This window comes from Pseudomonas sp. (assembly GCF_028293835.1).
Classification (GTDB): Bacteria; Pseudomonadota; Gammaproteobacteria; order Pseudomonadales; family Pseudomonadaceae; genus Aquipseudomonas.
In genome coordinates this window covers 1-14,414 of sequence record NZ_JAQGNX010000026.1, presented here as the reverse complement: position 1 = coordinate 14,414, position 14,414 = coordinate 1, and the positions used below count along the sequence as shown (strand labels likewise).

At 55.5% G+C, this 14,414-nt stretch carries 14 protein-coding genes and 2 pseudogenes; 10 read left to right on the top strand and 6 right to left on the bottom strand.

The features are described 5' to 3' along the window. From JWR17_RS03655 to JWR17_RS03630, 6 genes and pseudogenes are all read left to right on the top strand, one after another. Positions 1-230, top strand: a pseudogene (locus JWR17_RS03655) (5-dehydro-4-deoxyglucarate dehydratase); the annotation flags it as partial. 77 nt (positions 231-307) lie between these two features. Further along, positions 308-1,753: an aldehyde dehydrogenase family protein gene (locus JWR17_RS03650; RefSeq protein ID WP_299828411.1), complete on the top strand. Its 1,446-nt coding sequence runs from the start codon at positions 308-310 to the stop codon at positions 1,751-1,753. A gap of 141 nt (positions 1,754-1,894) precedes the next feature. Further along, positions 1,895-3,268, top strand: coding sequence for an MFS transporter (locus JWR17_RS03645; protein ID WP_299828409.1), 1,374 nt, complete (start codon positions 1,895-1,897; stop codon positions 3,266-3,268). A gap of 10 nt (positions 3,269-3,278) precedes the next feature. Then, on the top strand, positions 3,279-4,832 hold the full coding sequence (gene garD, locus JWR17_RS03640; RefSeq protein ID WP_299828407.1) for a galactarate dehydratase: 1,554 nt from the start codon (positions 3,279-3,281) through the stop codon (positions 4,830-4,832). 129 nt (positions 4,833-4,961) lie between these two features. After that, positions 4,962-5,900 carry a 2-hydroxyacid dehydrogenase gene (locus tag JWR17_RS03635; protein ID WP_299828405.1) on the top strand — a complete coding sequence of 313 codons (939 nt, stop codon included), beginning with the start codon at positions 4,962-4,964 and terminating at the stop codon, positions 5,898-5,900. A 136-nt stretch (positions 5,901-6,036) separates the two neighbouring features. Further along, a complete protein-coding gene (locus JWR17_RS03630) occupies positions 6,037-7,221 on the top strand; it encodes a zinc-dependent alcohol dehydrogenase (RefSeq protein WP_299828403.1) in 1,185 nt (394 codons plus the stop codon). A gap of 116 nt (positions 7,222-7,337) precedes the next feature. Here JWR17_RS03630 and JWR17_RS03625 read toward each other — a convergent pair whose 3' ends face one another. Genes JWR17_RS03625 through JWR17_RS03615 form a run of 3 tightly spaced genes read right to left on the bottom strand, consistent with a single transcriptional unit; the run spans position 7,338 to position 9,641 of the window. Beyond that, positions 7,338-8,108, bottom strand: coding sequence for an alpha/beta fold hydrolase (locus JWR17_RS03625; RefSeq protein ID WP_299828401.1), 771 nt, complete (start codon positions 8,106-8,108; stop codon positions 7,338-7,340). Beyond that, a complete protein-coding gene (locus JWR17_RS03620; RefSeq protein ID WP_299828399.1) occupies positions 8,092-9,216 on the bottom strand; it encodes a DUF3182 family protein in 1,125 nt (374 codons plus the stop codon). The genes JWR17_RS03625 and JWR17_RS03620 overlap by 17 nt, the downstream gene beginning before the upstream one ends. Before the next feature lie 47 nt (positions 9,217-9,263). Then, positions 9,264-9,641: a Rho termination factor N-terminal domain-containing protein gene (locus JWR17_RS03615; protein ID WP_299828397.1), complete on the bottom strand. Its 378-nt coding sequence runs from the start codon at positions 9,639-9,641 to the stop codon at positions 9,264-9,266. Between the two features lie 355 nt (positions 9,642-9,996). On the opposite strand from JWR17_RS03615, the gene JWR17_RS03610 reads away from it, so the two are divergent. Continuing rightward, on the top strand, positions 9,997-10,473 hold the full coding sequence (locus JWR17_RS03610) for a hemerythrin domain-containing protein (protein WP_299828395.1): 477 nt from the start codon (positions 9,997-9,999) through the stop codon (positions 10,471-10,473). Positions 10,474-10,528: 55 nt separating this feature from the next. On the opposite strand, the gene JWR17_RS03605 is transcribed toward JWR17_RS03610, so the two are convergent. The 3 genes from JWR17_RS03605 to JWR17_RS03595 all read right to left on the bottom strand — a co-directional run bounded on the left by JWR17_RS03605 (position 10,529) and on the right by JWR17_RS03595 (position 12,174). Beyond that, complete coding sequence (locus tag JWR17_RS03605; RefSeq protein ID WP_299828391.1) at positions 10,529-10,927, bottom strand: low affinity iron permease family protein; 399 nt, start codon at positions 10,925-10,927, stop codon at positions 10,529-10,531. 129 nt (positions 10,928-11,056) lie between these two features. Next, positions 11,057-11,329 (bottom strand): hypothetical protein, encoded by a 273-nt coding sequence (locus JWR17_RS03600; protein ID WP_299828389.1) that lies wholly within the window; start codon positions 11,327-11,329, stop codon positions 11,057-11,059. A gap of 272 nt (positions 11,330-11,601) precedes the next feature. After that, a complete protein-coding gene (locus JWR17_RS03595) occupies positions 11,602-12,174 on the bottom strand; it encodes a TetR/AcrR family transcriptional regulator (protein WP_299828387.1) in 573 nt (190 codons plus the stop codon). 124 nt (positions 12,175-12,298) lie between these two features. Here JWR17_RS03595 and JWR17_RS03590 point away from each other — a divergent pair, with 124 nt between their 5' ends. The 3 genes and pseudogenes from JWR17_RS03590 to JWR17_RS03580 form a co-directional block, all read left to right on the top strand. Continuing rightward, positions 12,299-13,000, top strand: a complete 702-nt coding sequence (locus JWR17_RS03590) for a glutathione S-transferase (RefSeq protein WP_299828385.1) — start codon at positions 12,299-12,301, stop codon at positions 12,998-13,000. A gap of 182 nt (positions 13,001-13,182) precedes the next feature. After that, the gene (locus JWR17_RS03585; protein ID WP_299828382.1) at positions 13,183-14,157 is read left to right on the top strand and encodes a quinone oxidoreductase; all 975 of its coding nucleotides are present in this window, start codon (positions 13,183-13,185) and stop codon (positions 14,155-14,157) included. A gap of 96 nt (positions 14,158-14,253) precedes the next feature. Then, positions 14,254-14,414: pseudogene (locus JWR17_RS03580) on the top strand (IS110 family transposase); the annotation flags it as partial.

Sequence of the window (14,414 nt, the reverse complement as noted above, 5' to 3'; positions counted from 1 at the left end):
ATGCCATTGCCCGTGACGACCACGCCACCGTCGGCAAACTGATCGATGATTTCTTCCTGCCATACCTGGACATTCGTAACCGCAAGTCGGGTTACGCCGTCAGCATCGTTAAAGCTGGCGCGAAGATAGCCGTTTATGACGCTGGCCCGGTCCGCACGCCGCTGACTGACCTCACCGCAGAAGAGTTCGAAATGCTCGCTGCGCTGATGGACAAGCAGGGCGCTCAATAAAAAATCAGCAATATCAAGACCGCTGAGCGATCAGCGGTTTTTTGCCTTTAGATTTTCATGCCTTTTGGAGAATGTTCGTGACTGATTCGAAACGTTTTGATAACTACATCAATGGCGAATGGGTTGCCGGTGCGACGTATTCCTCCAACATCAACCCTTCAGATTTGTCTGATGTCGTCGGTGAATACGCTCAGGCTGACGTGGCGCAAGTTAACACCGCCATCGATGCTGCCCGTGCTGCGTTCCCGTCCTGGTCGACCTCCGGCATTCAAGCGCGTAGCGATTCGTTGGACAAAGTCGGCAGCGAAATCCTCGCTCGTCGCGAAGAACTCGGTAACTTGCTCGCCCGTGAAGAAGGCAAAACCTTGCCTGAAGCGATTGGCGAAGTGACTCGCGCGGGCAACATCTTCAAGTTTTTCGCTGGCGAATGCCTGCGTCTATCTGGCGACTACCTGCCATCGGTACGTCCGGGGGTCAACGTTGAAGTGACTCGCGAGCCCCTGGGTGTGATCGGCCTGATCACGCCGTGGAACTTCCCGATCGCGATTCCCGCCTGGAAAATCGCACCGGCACTGGCCTACGGCAACTGCGTCGTGATCAAGCCTGCTGACCTGGTACCGGGCTGCGCATGGGCCATCGCTGAAATCATCTCCCGTTCGGGTTTCCCGGCTGGCGTGTTTAACCTGGTGATGGGCAGTGGCCGTGTGGTGGGCGACGTGATCGTCAAAAGCCGCAAAGTCGATGGCGTCAGCTTTACCGGTTCGGTGGGCGTAGGTCGTCAGATCGCAGTCGATTGCATTGCGCGCCAAGCCAAAGTACAGCTGGAAATGGGTGGCAAAAACCCACAGGTCATTCTCGACGACGCTGATCTCAAGCAAGCGGTGGAGCTGTCGGTACAGAGCGCCTTTTATTCCACCGGTCAACGTTGCACCGCGTCGAGCCGCTTCATCGTAACTGCCGGCATCCACGACAAATTCGTCGAAGCTATGGCCGAGCGCATGCGTTCGATCAAGGTCGGTCACGCACTGAAATCCGGTATCGATATCGGCCCCGTCGTGTCCAAAGCCCAGCTGGATCAAGACCTGAGCTATGTGGCCATCGGTCAGCAAGAAGGCGCCCGTCTGGTTACTGGCGGTGACTTGGTGACGTGCGACACCGAAGGTTACTTCCTGGCGCCAACGCTGTTCGCCGACAGCACCGCCGAGATGCGTATCAGCAAAGAAGAAATCTTTGGTCCAGTAGCGAACATCGTCCGTGTCGCTGACTATGAAGCTGCACTGGCCATGGCTAACGACACTGAGTTTGGTCTGTCGGCAGGTATCGCGACGTCGTCGTTGAAGTACGCCAACCACTTCAAACGTAATTCCCAGGCCGGGATGGTGATGGTCAACCTGCCAACCGCAGGTGTCGATTACCACGTGCCGTTCGGTGGTCGCAAAGGTTCTTCCTACGGTTCGCGTGAGCAAGGTCGCTACGCACAAGAGTTCTACACCGTAGTGAAAACCAGCTATATCGGTTCGTAAAAAGCATTACTTGTAGGAGCTGCCGCAGGCTGCGAAGCGATTTGCCTGACACACCGCTTCGCGGCCTGCGGCAGCTCCTACAGGGTTGTACATAAAATAGCTTTACCCGCCAAAAAAAATAAATAGTGGGAGTACTGTTACATGCCACACGCCAAGCCGACCCACGTCCGCTATTTGATTCTGCTCATGCTGTTCCTGGTGACCACGATCAACTATGCCGACCGTGCAACCATCGCTATCGCGGGCTCCAGCCTGCAAAAAAGTCTCGGCATTGATGCCGTAACCCTCGGCTTCATCTTCTCTGCATTTGGTTGGGCCTATGTGGCTGGCCAGATTCCAGGCGGCTGGCTGCTTGACCGATTCGGTTCGAAAAAAGTCTATGCGCTGAGTATTTTCACCTGGTCGCTGTTCACCGTGCTGCAAGGCTATGTCGGTGAATTTGGCGTCTCGACCGCCATCGTCGCGCTGTTCATGCTGCGGTTTCTGGTGGGCCTGGCCGAAGCGCCATCCTTTCCAGGTAATGCACGCATTGTTGCGGCCTGGTTCCCCACTGCCGAGCGCGGCACCGCGTCGGCGATTTTCAACTCCGCGCAATATTTCGCCACGGTATTGTTCGCACCGCTGATGGGCTGGATCGTCTACAGCTTCGGTTGGCAGCACGTGTTCGTGGTCATGGGCGGCGTTGGCCTGGTGTTTTCGGCGATCTGGCTGAAAGTTATTCACAGCCCGCGCAACCATCCAATGATCAACGAAGCCGAGTTCAACCATATCGCTGATAACGGCGGCATGGTCGATATGGATCAGGATCAAGGCAAAGGCGCCAGCGGCGGTCCGAAATGGGACTACGTTCGTCAACTGCTGACCAACCGCATGATGATCGGCGTGTACCTGGGCCAATACTGCATCAACGGCATCACGTACTTCTTCCTGACCTGGTTCCCGGTGTACCTGGTTCAAGAACGCGGCATGACCATCCTCAAAGCGGGCTTCATCGCTTCGCTACCTGCAATCTGCGGCTTTATCGGCGGCGTGTTGGGCGGGATTATCTCCGACTACCTGCTACGCAAAGGCCATTCGCTGACCTTCGCCCGCAAGGCGCCGATCATTGGTGGGCTGCTATTGTCGACCTCGATTGTCGCGTGCAACTACGTCGACATCGAATGGATGGTGGTGGGGTTCATGGCCCTGGCGTTCTTCGGTAAGGGTGTCGGTGCCTTGGGTTGGGCTGTGGTCTCTGATACCTCGCCCAAACAGATCGCCGGTTTAAGTGGTGGCCTGTTCAATATGTTTGGCAACATAGCTTCGATCACCACCCCGATTGTCATCGGCTACATCATCAGCGCCACGGGCTCGTTCAAATGGGCACTGGTGTTCGTTGGCGCCAACGCGCTGGTGGCGGTGATCAGCTATGTGGTGATCGTGGGTGAAATCAAACGCGTCGAATTGAAAGAGCCGCCACTCAAGGGCCCAGCAATCGGCAATGGCGCCGAAAAGCTTTCTCAAGCCAAATCCTGAGGAAACCGTGATGAACCTGATTCAACATGCCGATTCGCCACGCTACATTCAGCTCAATGACCTCGATAACGTGGTGGTTGTGGTTAACGATCAAGGCGTGCCTGCGGGCACCCGGTTCGACAACGGTCTGGTGACGCTGGATAACGTGCCGCAAAGCCACAAGGTTAACCTGGTAGACATCGCCGAAGGGGAGCCCATTATTCGTTACGGGCACACCATCGGCTATGCGTTGCAGGCGATCCCGCGCGGCAGTTGGGTCAGGGAAGATCAACTGCGCATGCCCACCGCTCCGCCCCTGGACAGCCTGCCGTTGTCCACCGATGTGCCGGAAAAAGCAGAACCGTTGGAAGGCTTTACCTTCGAGGGCTATCGCAACGCGGACGGCACCGTGGGTACCCGTAACATTCTGGGTATCACCACCACCGTGCAATGCGTGACCGGGGTGCTCGACCATGCGGTCAAGCGTATCCGCGACGAGTTATTACCGAAGTACCCCAACGTCGATGACGTGGTGGCGCTGACCCACAGCTACGGCTGCGGCGTGGCGATCACGGCTAAAGACGCATACATCCCGATTCGTACCGTGCGCAACCTGGCGCGCAACCCGAACCTGGGCGGCGAGGCGTTAGTGATCAGCCTGGGCTGCGAGAAATTGCAACCTGGGCAGGTCATGCATGAAAACGACAGCTCGGTCGATCTCGACGATCCATGGCTGTACCGGCTTCAGGATTCCAGCCATGGGTTTGTGGAAATGATCGAGCAGATCATGGACATGGCTGAAGCCCGCCTGAAAAAACTCGACCAACGCCGTCGGGAAACCGTGCCTGCGTCTGAATTGATTTTGGGTATGCAGTGCGGCGGCAGCGATGCGTTTTCGGGTATCACGGCTAACCCTGCGTTGGGCTACGCCTCGGACTTGCTGCTGCGCGCAGGCGCGACGGTGATGTTTTCCGAAGTGACCGAAGTACGTGATGCTATTTACTTGCTGACCTCCCGTGCCGAAAACATCGAAGTGGCGCAAGAATTGGTTCGCGAAATGGACTGGTACGACCGCTACCTGGCCAAGGGCGAAGCTGATCGCAGCGCCAACACCACGCCGGGCAACAAGAAAGGCGGGTTGTCGAACATTGTCGAGAAGTCCCTGGGGTCTATCGTCAAATCCGGCCGCAGCGCGATCAACGGGGTGCTTGGCCCTGGCGAACGCTTTACCCGCAAAGGCCTGATCTTTTGTGCAACCCCGGCCAGTGATTTTGTCTGCGGTACGTTGCAACTGGCGGCCGGGATGAACCTGCACGTGTTCACTACCGGACGCGGCACGCCGTATGGCTTGGCCATGGCGCCGGTGGTCAAAGTGTCGACCCGCACCGAACTGTCGCAACGCTGGCCAGACCTGATCGATATCGACGCAGGGCGCATCGCCACCGGGCGCGCGAGCATCGAAGACCTCGGTTGGGAGCTGTTCCACTACTACCTGGACGTCGCCAGCGGCAAGAAAAAAACCTGTGCCGAAGCGTTGCGTCTGCACAACGACATCACTTTATTCAACCCGGCCCCCATTACTTGAGTGCCGGCGCTTGAACCGTAAGAGATCCCGCCCACGTCTGTGACGCTGCGCTATGGCGCAGCATACACAGAGCCTGTATGCGCGAAGGAGCAAATCGTTCCTACACCTTATCCAAAGAGGAATCGTTTGATGGCTAATCCACGTTTGCTGCAAGTCGGCCCACTGACTGACAGGTTCAATCAAGGTCTGGCGGCTGCCCATGATGTCCAGCAATTGTGGACTAAAGCTGACCCGGTCGCCTTTCTCAACGAGCATGGCGCTGAGTTCGATATCGTCATCACTTCTGCGCGCTTTGGTTGTTCCACAGCACAACTGGCGGCGATGCCGTCGGTTAAAGCGATTTGCAGTTTTGGCGTGGGCTATGACGCTATCGCTGTGGGAGCTGCCCATGCGCGCGGCATTCAAATCAGCAACACCCCCGACGTCCTCAATGACTGCGTTGCCGATCTGGCCATGGGCCTGATCATTGACAGCGCGCGCAAAATTGCCCTTGGCGACCGCTTTGTTCGTGACGGCTCATGGGGCGCCAAGGCTTTTCCGTTAGGTCGCAGCGTGTCCGGCAAAAAACTGGGTATTGTTGGTTTGGGCCGTATCGGCAAAGAAGTGGTCAAGCGCTCCAGCGGCTTCAATATGGAAGCGCGTTATCACAACCGTAAACCCGATGCGACCAGCCCGCTGCAATACGAAGCTGACCTGGTCGAGTTGGCGCGCTGGTCAGACTTTCTGGTCTTGACCTGTGTTGGTGGTCCTTCGACGCACCATCTGATCAGCACCGAAGTGCTTGAGGCGCTGGGCGAAACCGGCACCGTGATTAACGTAGCACGCGGCACGGTAATCGATGAGCAAGCGCTGGTCGCGGCACTCATCAGCGGCAAACTCGGTGGTGCCGGGCTGGACGTATTCGAGGCAGAACCTAAAGTACCAAGCGCCTTGCTTGAATTGCCAAACGTGGTGCTGCTGCCACACATTGGCAGCGGCACCGAGGAAACTCGCTTGGGCATGGAAACGATGCTGTTCAGCAACCTGCGAGCATTTCTGGAGCGCGGCGAGGTTGAGAACGCGGTTTAACCCTGGGGGGTTGCTCCCCCGCTTGTCCACGGCCCGTGAACTTTATCTGCTGCCTTGGCTTCCCTATTTCTGTGGAGGCTAGCCCGTCGCAGCCTCCCTTTTTGGCCTTGCCTATTGCGCAACCAGGGAGCATCCCATGCGAGCACTTACGTACCACGGCGCCCATGACGTACGGGTTGATACCGTTCCTGATCCGGTCATCAAAGACGCGGACGACATCATTTTAAGGGTCACGGCGACCGCTATCTGCGGTTCCGATTTACACCTGTATCGAGGCAAGATTCCCACTGTGGAACATGGCGATATTTTCGGCCATGAATTCATGGGCGTGGTCGAAGAGGTGGGTCCAGAGGTCACCGCAGTCAGTAAGGGCGACCGCGTTGTCATTCCTTTCGTGATTGCCTGTGGCAGCTGTTTTTTCTGTCAGCAAGATCTGTTCGCCGCCTGCGAAACCACCAATACCGGCCGCGGTGCAATTCTGAATAAAAAATCGATTCCACCGGGCGCAGCACTGTTCGGGTTCAGTCATCTGTATGGCGGGGTGCCCGGCGGCCAGGCTGATTACGTGCGCGTGCCTAAAGCCAACGTCGGACCTTTCAAAGTGCCGGGAACCTTGGCCGACGAGAAAGTATTGTTCCTGTCCGACATCCTGCCCACCGCCTGGCAAGCCGTGGTGAACACCGGAATCGGCAAGGGTTCCAGCATTGCTATTTATGGCGCGGGGCCGGTGGGCTTGCTGAGCGCAGCGTGTGCCAGAATGCTCGGAGCGGAAAAAATCTTCATGGTCGATCACCACGCGTATCGTCTGGAATACGCACAGAAAACCTATGGCGTGATTCCGATCAATTTCGATGAGGATGACGATCCTGCCGACACGATTATTCGTCTGACCCCGGGCATGCGTGGGGTTGATGGCGTGGTTGATGCCGTGGGGTTCGAGGCCAAGGGCAGCACCACCGAAACCGTGCTGGCCACCCTCAAGCTTGAGGGCAGCAGCGGCAAAGCCTTGCGCCAATGCATCGCGGCTGTGCGACGCGGCGGTACGGTCAGCGTGCCCGGCGTGTATGCAGGTTTTATCCACGGGTTCTTGTTCGGCGATGCGTTTGATAAGGGCCTGACGTTTAAAATGGGTCAGACCCATGTGCAGCGTTTCTTACCTGAACTGCTGGAACATATCGAAAGCGGTGCGCTGACACCTGAGGCAATCATCACCCACAGGATGTCCCTGGAGGACGCAGTAGAGGGTTATAAAATCTTCGACAAAAAACAGGAAGATTGCCGCAAGGTGATACTGACTCCGGGTATGAGTGCGCAGGCCTAGATATCTGTAGGAACCAACGTGTTGGCGAGCTTTTTGACCGGGTGAGTTACGCTGCCTCGCCAATACGTTGGCTCCTACAGAGCTGCTATACCACCGGGTTCAGGCATCGTGAGGCCTCAAGAATAGGTCGCGGAGTGGTGCGGGTAATCTTCGAGTCGGGCGCCGATGACCATTTCGCTGATCCAGTTATTCAGCATCAAACTGTAGGCGCGCTGGCTGGCATCGCTGGTCAGCGCGTGATCAGCGCCGTCGACGATACGGTAGGTCAGCGAGTGGGCGGCATCGAATGCGGTGCGGTAGCTCATTAGGGTGGCGTGGGGTACATAGTCGTCCTGCTCGGACTCCACCAGTAACACATCACCTTTAAACTCCTTGCACGCTGCCAACGCGCGGTTGTCCGCTGCGGTAACGGCCGAGCGTCGGTAGTGTGCAAGCTTGTCGCGATCCAGTTGTTGCTTGGGCATGTCCCAATCGGCGTCCCAATACAAAGCGGGCACCCTCAGGGCCATCCATTTCACTGGGCGCATGCCGCTCAAGATCGTCGCCAGATACCCGCCATAACTGCTGCCGATTACGGCAATGGCCGTACTGTCCACAGCGGGATGGTTGACCAATATGTCGTACGCGGCCAGCAAGTCTTCCAGGTTATGCTCGCGCGACGTAATGGCGCGCAATTCATGGGTGCGTTCATGCCCGCGCAAATCGAATGTCAGGCACACGCAGCCCAAGCCAGTGATGTTTTCCGCCCGAGCCAAATCCCGTTGCTGACTACCGCCCCACCCGTGCACGAAAAGAATACCTGGCAACTTGGCGCTGGGGGTCAACAGCGTGCCGGAGATGGATTCCAACCCCGCAGGAATTTCAATGCTTTCACTGCTTACGGTCATGAAGGTCGGCCCTGGTATATTTAGTAATGAAACCCACCTCTGGATCATCGCCCGAGTACAGCACTTTGGCGTCAATCGGTAGCGAGGCTTCGCCATAAATTTCGTGGGTTGAACAGCGGATGCGCCGCAGTGTCGTATCGGCGGCGAAGGCCATCAATGCCTCAACTTCCGCTGCGCTGGCGCCGCCAATACGCCAGGATTGCTCAAGCACGCCAGAACACATCTGGCCACGGGCATTCCGACCTTGGGCGATATCGTAATTGCGCCGCGACGCAATGAATTCGGGGAAGCACATGATCGCCGCTTTTTCATAGCACATGGCCTGGGCAACGGCGCGCCGGACAGGTTCTTCAAGTCCCAGCTTAAGCAGCTCCGGATAACCACCTCTCACTAGCTGCAGTGCCGAGCCGCCGTAGACAGTCTCGCCTCGATTGTCCTTTGTCAGGCTTTGGGTGCCGTAATAACTGGCGGTAATGCCGGCAACTTGTACCTGTCCTACGCTATAGGTAACGACATCCTGCAAATTTTCCTCCAGCGTCAATCCCCACAAAGCGACTTCTTTCATGTCCTGTTCATCGATGGCAGCCGCGAGCTGCGCTTCGCTGGTCACCACGATTTGACCTCGGCCCGCCGTTGCAAGTACTGGTTTTATCCTGACCGCGCCATGCAGCAGTAACAGGCCGCCGGCACGTAGCGCATCGACGCTGTTGAAGACAGTGAAACCTTCCAGTACCGCATCCTCCGTCCGCCTGAAAAACAACTCCGGCCAGCGCTCCGGTTGTGCGGTTGGATTGGTCAGTAGGGGGTGGGAAATCGCTTTGGTCGCCATGAATGGCAAGTCGATCATGCCGCCAAAAAAGTCATCGTTGGACTCAATACCCAACGCACTATTGTTTTCTCGACCGATCAATGTGTCCGACGGAATGAAATATACGCCGGCCCCCTTATGCACAGCGCTGTCATACATTCCGCAGAAACTTGCACCCAACAGCCCTGCGATGTTTTCGCCCAAGGCCTGATGTATAGCAAGCTCATGGGCAGCGAGCTTTTTGTGGGTGGACAACAACACGACGTCGGTTTTTTCAATGCGCTTGTTCGACCGGCTCATAAGCAAACGTCCTGCTATGAAGAGTTTAGCGGACGGCAGCACCCGAATTATTTCGATGCCTTGCGCACGGCGTTGACCAGTTCTTCTTTGCTCATGCTTGAGCGTCCAGGGATGTTCATGTCGCGAGCTTGTTGCATTAGCTCGCCTTTAGTCTGAGACGCGGATGATTGATTGGGAGAGGCGCCATGCTTTGTGGCTACCGCGCGTTTTGCTGAGTCTTTACGCGATTCAGCCTTAGCGCCGGGCGATTTCTTTTTGCCTGATCCGCCCTCACGCTCGCCGCCGCCCGACTGCTTGTTCACGGTCGCCCACGCTCGCGCTTCAGCTTCGCTTTTTGACACTCCTTTTTGTTCATAACTGTCCTCTATATCGGCGGCCTTTTTCTTCTGTTTTTCGGTGTACTTTTCTTTGTTGTCGGTTGGCATATTGATTCTCCTTGGCAGGGGTTTCAATCCTGTGGCTGGTTTCTGTCAGAGCAATGCTTAGTTGGATATCGTCCGGCCGAACGAAGTTCATTGCCGCTGATGAATGGCGAATCGGTAACTGGTTAGTTAACTAACGTGGCTGCAATATGCAATGCAATGGACAACCGCCTTCATGCAAAATGCACGGATGTTAAGGTCAAGCGGTTTGTTAACCATATGTTTTATATCGGTTTTTTTGTTTACGGTGACTGGGCACGAAAGATGCTCTACATCTTATGCGGGTAATACTACCTGACTACTTAATCAGACCAAGCTAGGCGACCACATAAGTTGCCAGACCATTTGGAGAACCGTGATGAATGCAATCGACATGCTTGTTCAAGACCATGTACGGGTCAAAGACATTCTTACCCAGTTGAGTGAGTCGTCGGACCGTGCGCTGAAAAAACGCACTGAATTGTTGGCCAAGCTAGAAATGGAGCTGACCATCCATACAGAACTCGAAGAGCAAATTCTCTACCCGGCGTTCAAGAGCGTGGGCGGCAAAGAACAGGCAATTATGTATTACGAAGCCAAGGAAGAGCATCGCACCGTCGACTCGCTAGTCCTGCCCGATCTGAAAGTCACTGATCCAGGCACCCCGGAGTTCGCCGGCAGGGTCAAGGTGGTCAAAGAGTTGCTGGAACACCATATTGAAGAGGAAGAAGAGGAAATGTTTCCTCAATGCGAAGAGCTTTTAGGCAAGGAAAAGCTTGAAGAGATCGGCGCGCAAATGGAGGCGCTCAAGGCTCAATTAAAAAAATCATTAATGGCCGATAAGAAGGTTGCTTAGCAGGATTAAAAAGGGCGCTCGTAGAGCGCCCTTTAATACAGGGATGCAGGTCGTTTTATTCGGCCAGCTTTTTCTCTATTTTGCAGTCAATATTACGGTCCAGTGTTTCGCTGTCTCCAAGTGCTTCATATTTCTCACGCAATTCACGAAGCTCCTTGTGGTCCATTTTGTCCAAGCTGAGCAAAGCATTTTGTGCGTTGGTGGTCGCACGTAGCAATTCGTCAATTTTGATATGCAATACATCGTTGTCACGGTTTTGGGTATTTTGAATCAGAAAGACCATCAGAAACGTAATAATGGTGGTCGAGGTATTGATAATTAGCTGCCAGGTATCGTCGTAGTGGAAAAACGGACCAGTCGTTGCCCAAATGACAATTAACACCACCGCAGCCAAAAATGTCCGGGCGCTGCCTGCCCATTTCGACAGCGCCTGGGAAAACTTCGAGAACTTCATAGCCGTTGTCCTTTAAATTCATGGAGGTGAAATAAAGACAGCGAAGCGGGAGCGAAATTTCTTTTTACAAATTAATTTTACGGCGCTTTATGGCTGGCTGGGCCTCCCTCAAAAAACCGAATAGGGCCATCAATTGCTCTGCATTTTTTGCATGGCTTGGGTGGTGAGCGAGATGCATTCCCGCGCACCATCGTCGCTGTTCCTGGCGTAAGCCGACTCTGCACGATGAAGGGTGGAATCCACATCCGCCTTGGTTTGGTCGTTCATACCTTGGTTGCTTGACTGAGCGTCCCTTACCTTCTGCAGATTGATGACGCACAGATTACTTTCGTTTCCCGCGAACGCTGAGAGCGTCAACGTGGTAGCAGTCAGGAACAATCCAATCAGTACACAGCGCTTCATGGAATCTCCGAGGGCATGACGGCCTAATGGCCTAAGTGGTTTTGATTGTAACCGGTGGGTTTCGGTTCCCCGCCAGTTAATCTTCAAACAAGAGCTTGTAGGAGGTCGCCCTTCGTCCAGAGCCTCGCTGTCGCGCAGCAAACAAATCTGTAGGAGCGAACTTGTTCGCGATCGGCTACGCAGCAGTGGTGATTCACTGAGTAGATTCCTCCAGTCAAAATCGGGTATGGCACTTGGGATCGCTTCGCGATCCATCGCGAACACGTTCGCTCCTATAGTGGTTTTTTGGGCAGCAGGCCAGCCACTCGATAGTTCTCGATTAACCCGTCAAAGAGTGCGATATCCGAGCGGCTTCTGGCCATGAGTTGGGCACCCGCGACGGCGGCATAAATGGCGCGAGCCCGTGCTTCGCTCTCTTCGCAACTGACCACCGCCGCAGCCGCGAGAACCTTGCTCAGCCAGGCCACATTGACATCGGCATAGGTTTGAACCTCGGTCCTCACCGGCTCCGGCAGGTCGTCATATTCGGCAGCCATGAAGCTGCAGAGGCACAGCCGGTTATCGTTTTCGAGGGACTTGCGAAATATATCCGGATAGTGACTCAGGCAACTGAGTGGGTCTGAGGCCTCGGCAAGCATCGCTTCCAAGTCGGCAGAGGTGTCTTCCCAATAGCGCCGGGCCACCGCGGCACCAAGGTCGGCCTTACTCCGGAAGTGGTAGTAAATGCTCGCGCTCTTGATCCCCACGTCTTCCCCGAGATCACGAAAATTCAAGCCGCTATAGCCATGCTTTTGGGCGGCTATTTTGGCGGCCGCCAGAATGGCTTCCCGATAGTTTGAACTCACTACGCACCCTCATGGCTTTGAATCGCTGCGCATCTTAAGCGACAAATAGGCGTTGACCGAGAAAATGTTAACCTCTATATTTTTACCTGCCAACTGGCAGACAGGCAAATCAGCAGAGGTTCACATGAGCGCCGATACCTTGGATTTTGACGTAAGCAAACTGGCAATGATGAATATTTACGATTGGCATACCGGTCCTTATCCGGCCCGCATTCGTATCGCGTTGGCCGAGAAAAACCTGCAATCGCGCGCCCGGTTTGTCTCGGTCAATCTTTGGAAAGGCGAGCACAAGAAGCCTGAGTTCCTTGCCCTGAATTACTCAGGCACGTTGCCGGTGTTGGAGCTCGACGACGGCACCTTGATCGCCGAGTGCACGGCCATTACCGAATACCTTGATGCGCTGGATGGCGCGCCGACACTCACCGGTAGGACACCGCTTGAAAAGGGTTTGATCCACATGATGAGCAAGCGCGCCGAATTGGAGCTGCTCGACGCCATCAGTGTTTATTTCCATCACGCCACGCCGGGACTTGGGCCTGAGGTCGAGCTTTATCAGAACGCCGAATGGGGTTTGCGCCAACGCGACAAAGCCCTAAGGGGAATGCATTACTTCGATGGCGTCCTGAAAACACAACCGTTTGTGACCGGTGAATATTTCTCCATGGCCGATATCACCGTAATAGGCGGTTTGATCTTCGCGGGGCTGGTTGAACTGCCAATACCGGCGGAGTGCGAGGCGCTTCAAGCGTGGTACGTAAGGATGCAAGAGCGTCCCAGCGTCAAGAACCGGATCACGATGTCAGAACCGAACAAGGCGTTGGTTTAACATCATTGCCAGTGAGCGACTGTTTCAGTCGGCGTCTTCGATAATCAGGTCAGCGATTGCCTTGCCCTCGCGGTGCAACATTGAACTGCACCCAGGGCGTATTGTGAGTAGGAAGTTGAGTACACATACCCAGTGGACCGCTCGCAGATCGCTGGGCGCACTGCACATAGAAGGAGCATTTGATGGTTTCTGTCGTCAGGTTTACTCAAACAGGCGGACCGGAAGTCTTGCAGGTTGAAGAGGTCGGTCAATCGAGCCCCGGTGCGGGTGAGGTGTGGTTGGAGCAGGAGGCGATCGGCGTCAACTTTCTGGATGTCACCCAGCGTAATGGCGCGGTGCCGGTGCCTCTGCCAAACGGCTTGGGTCTTGAAGGTGCTGGCCGTGTCGCGGCAGTGGGTGAGGGCGTAGACAACGTCAAAGTGGGCGATCGAGTGGCCTACGCGACCGGGCCGCTGGGAAGCTATGCGAGTGGACGCCTGTATCCGGCCAATAAACTGGTAAAAATTCCAGACTCGATGAGCTGTGAGCAAGCCGCTGCAGTTCTGTTCAAAGGCATCACTGCACAGTATTTGCTCAAGTCGACCTATCCCGTGGGGCCGGGGACTGTCATGGTGCTTTACGGCGTGGCCGGGGGGCTTGGCGAAATCATGGCACCTTGGGCCAAACACCTGGGGGCCTTTGTCATTGGTGTCGTGTCCCGTGAGCAGAGCGTTGCCAAGGCCGAAGCATTGGGCTGCGATGCGGTGCTGGTGTTCGACCCCCATACACTAGCCGCCGACGTCGCGCGAATCACCGATGGCAAGAAAGCCGACGTGGTTTATGACCCGATTGGACGGGTGTCATTCGAAACATCGCTGGACTCGCTAAAGCCTCGGGGTTTGATGGTGTCGTTCGGCGCCTCGTCCGGTGCACCTGCGCCTTTGGAAGTCAGCAAATTAAACGCGAAAGGCTCGTTGTTTCTAACCCGGCCCTCCATCGTTGCGCACACTACTGATATCGCTGAATACCAGCATCGCGCTGAGGATGTATTTGCCGCAGTCGAAGCAGGCATCATCAAACCGTTGATCCGAGGCCGCTATGCCTTGTCCGATGTGTCCAAAGCTCATGCAGACCTGGAAAGCGGCACATCGTCAGGGACGCTCGTTCTCATACCGTGACTGACCTTATTCGGTAATTGGATGGACTCGCCCAAGCCGAGGCGTCAATGCGCCACGGTGGCAGTCTAAGAAGCCAACGACAGCGAGGGCGAGTCCATGAAAAAGAATACGACGATTAATCAGTCTTTGTCTTCTGCCCATCTATCGGCGTGTACGACGTTAGCCGTCGATCTTGCCAAGCGGGTATTCCAGGTCGCCGGGGAAGATGCCCTCGGCCACGTGCGTTACGAAGAGCGGATCAAGTCGCGTGAAGCGTT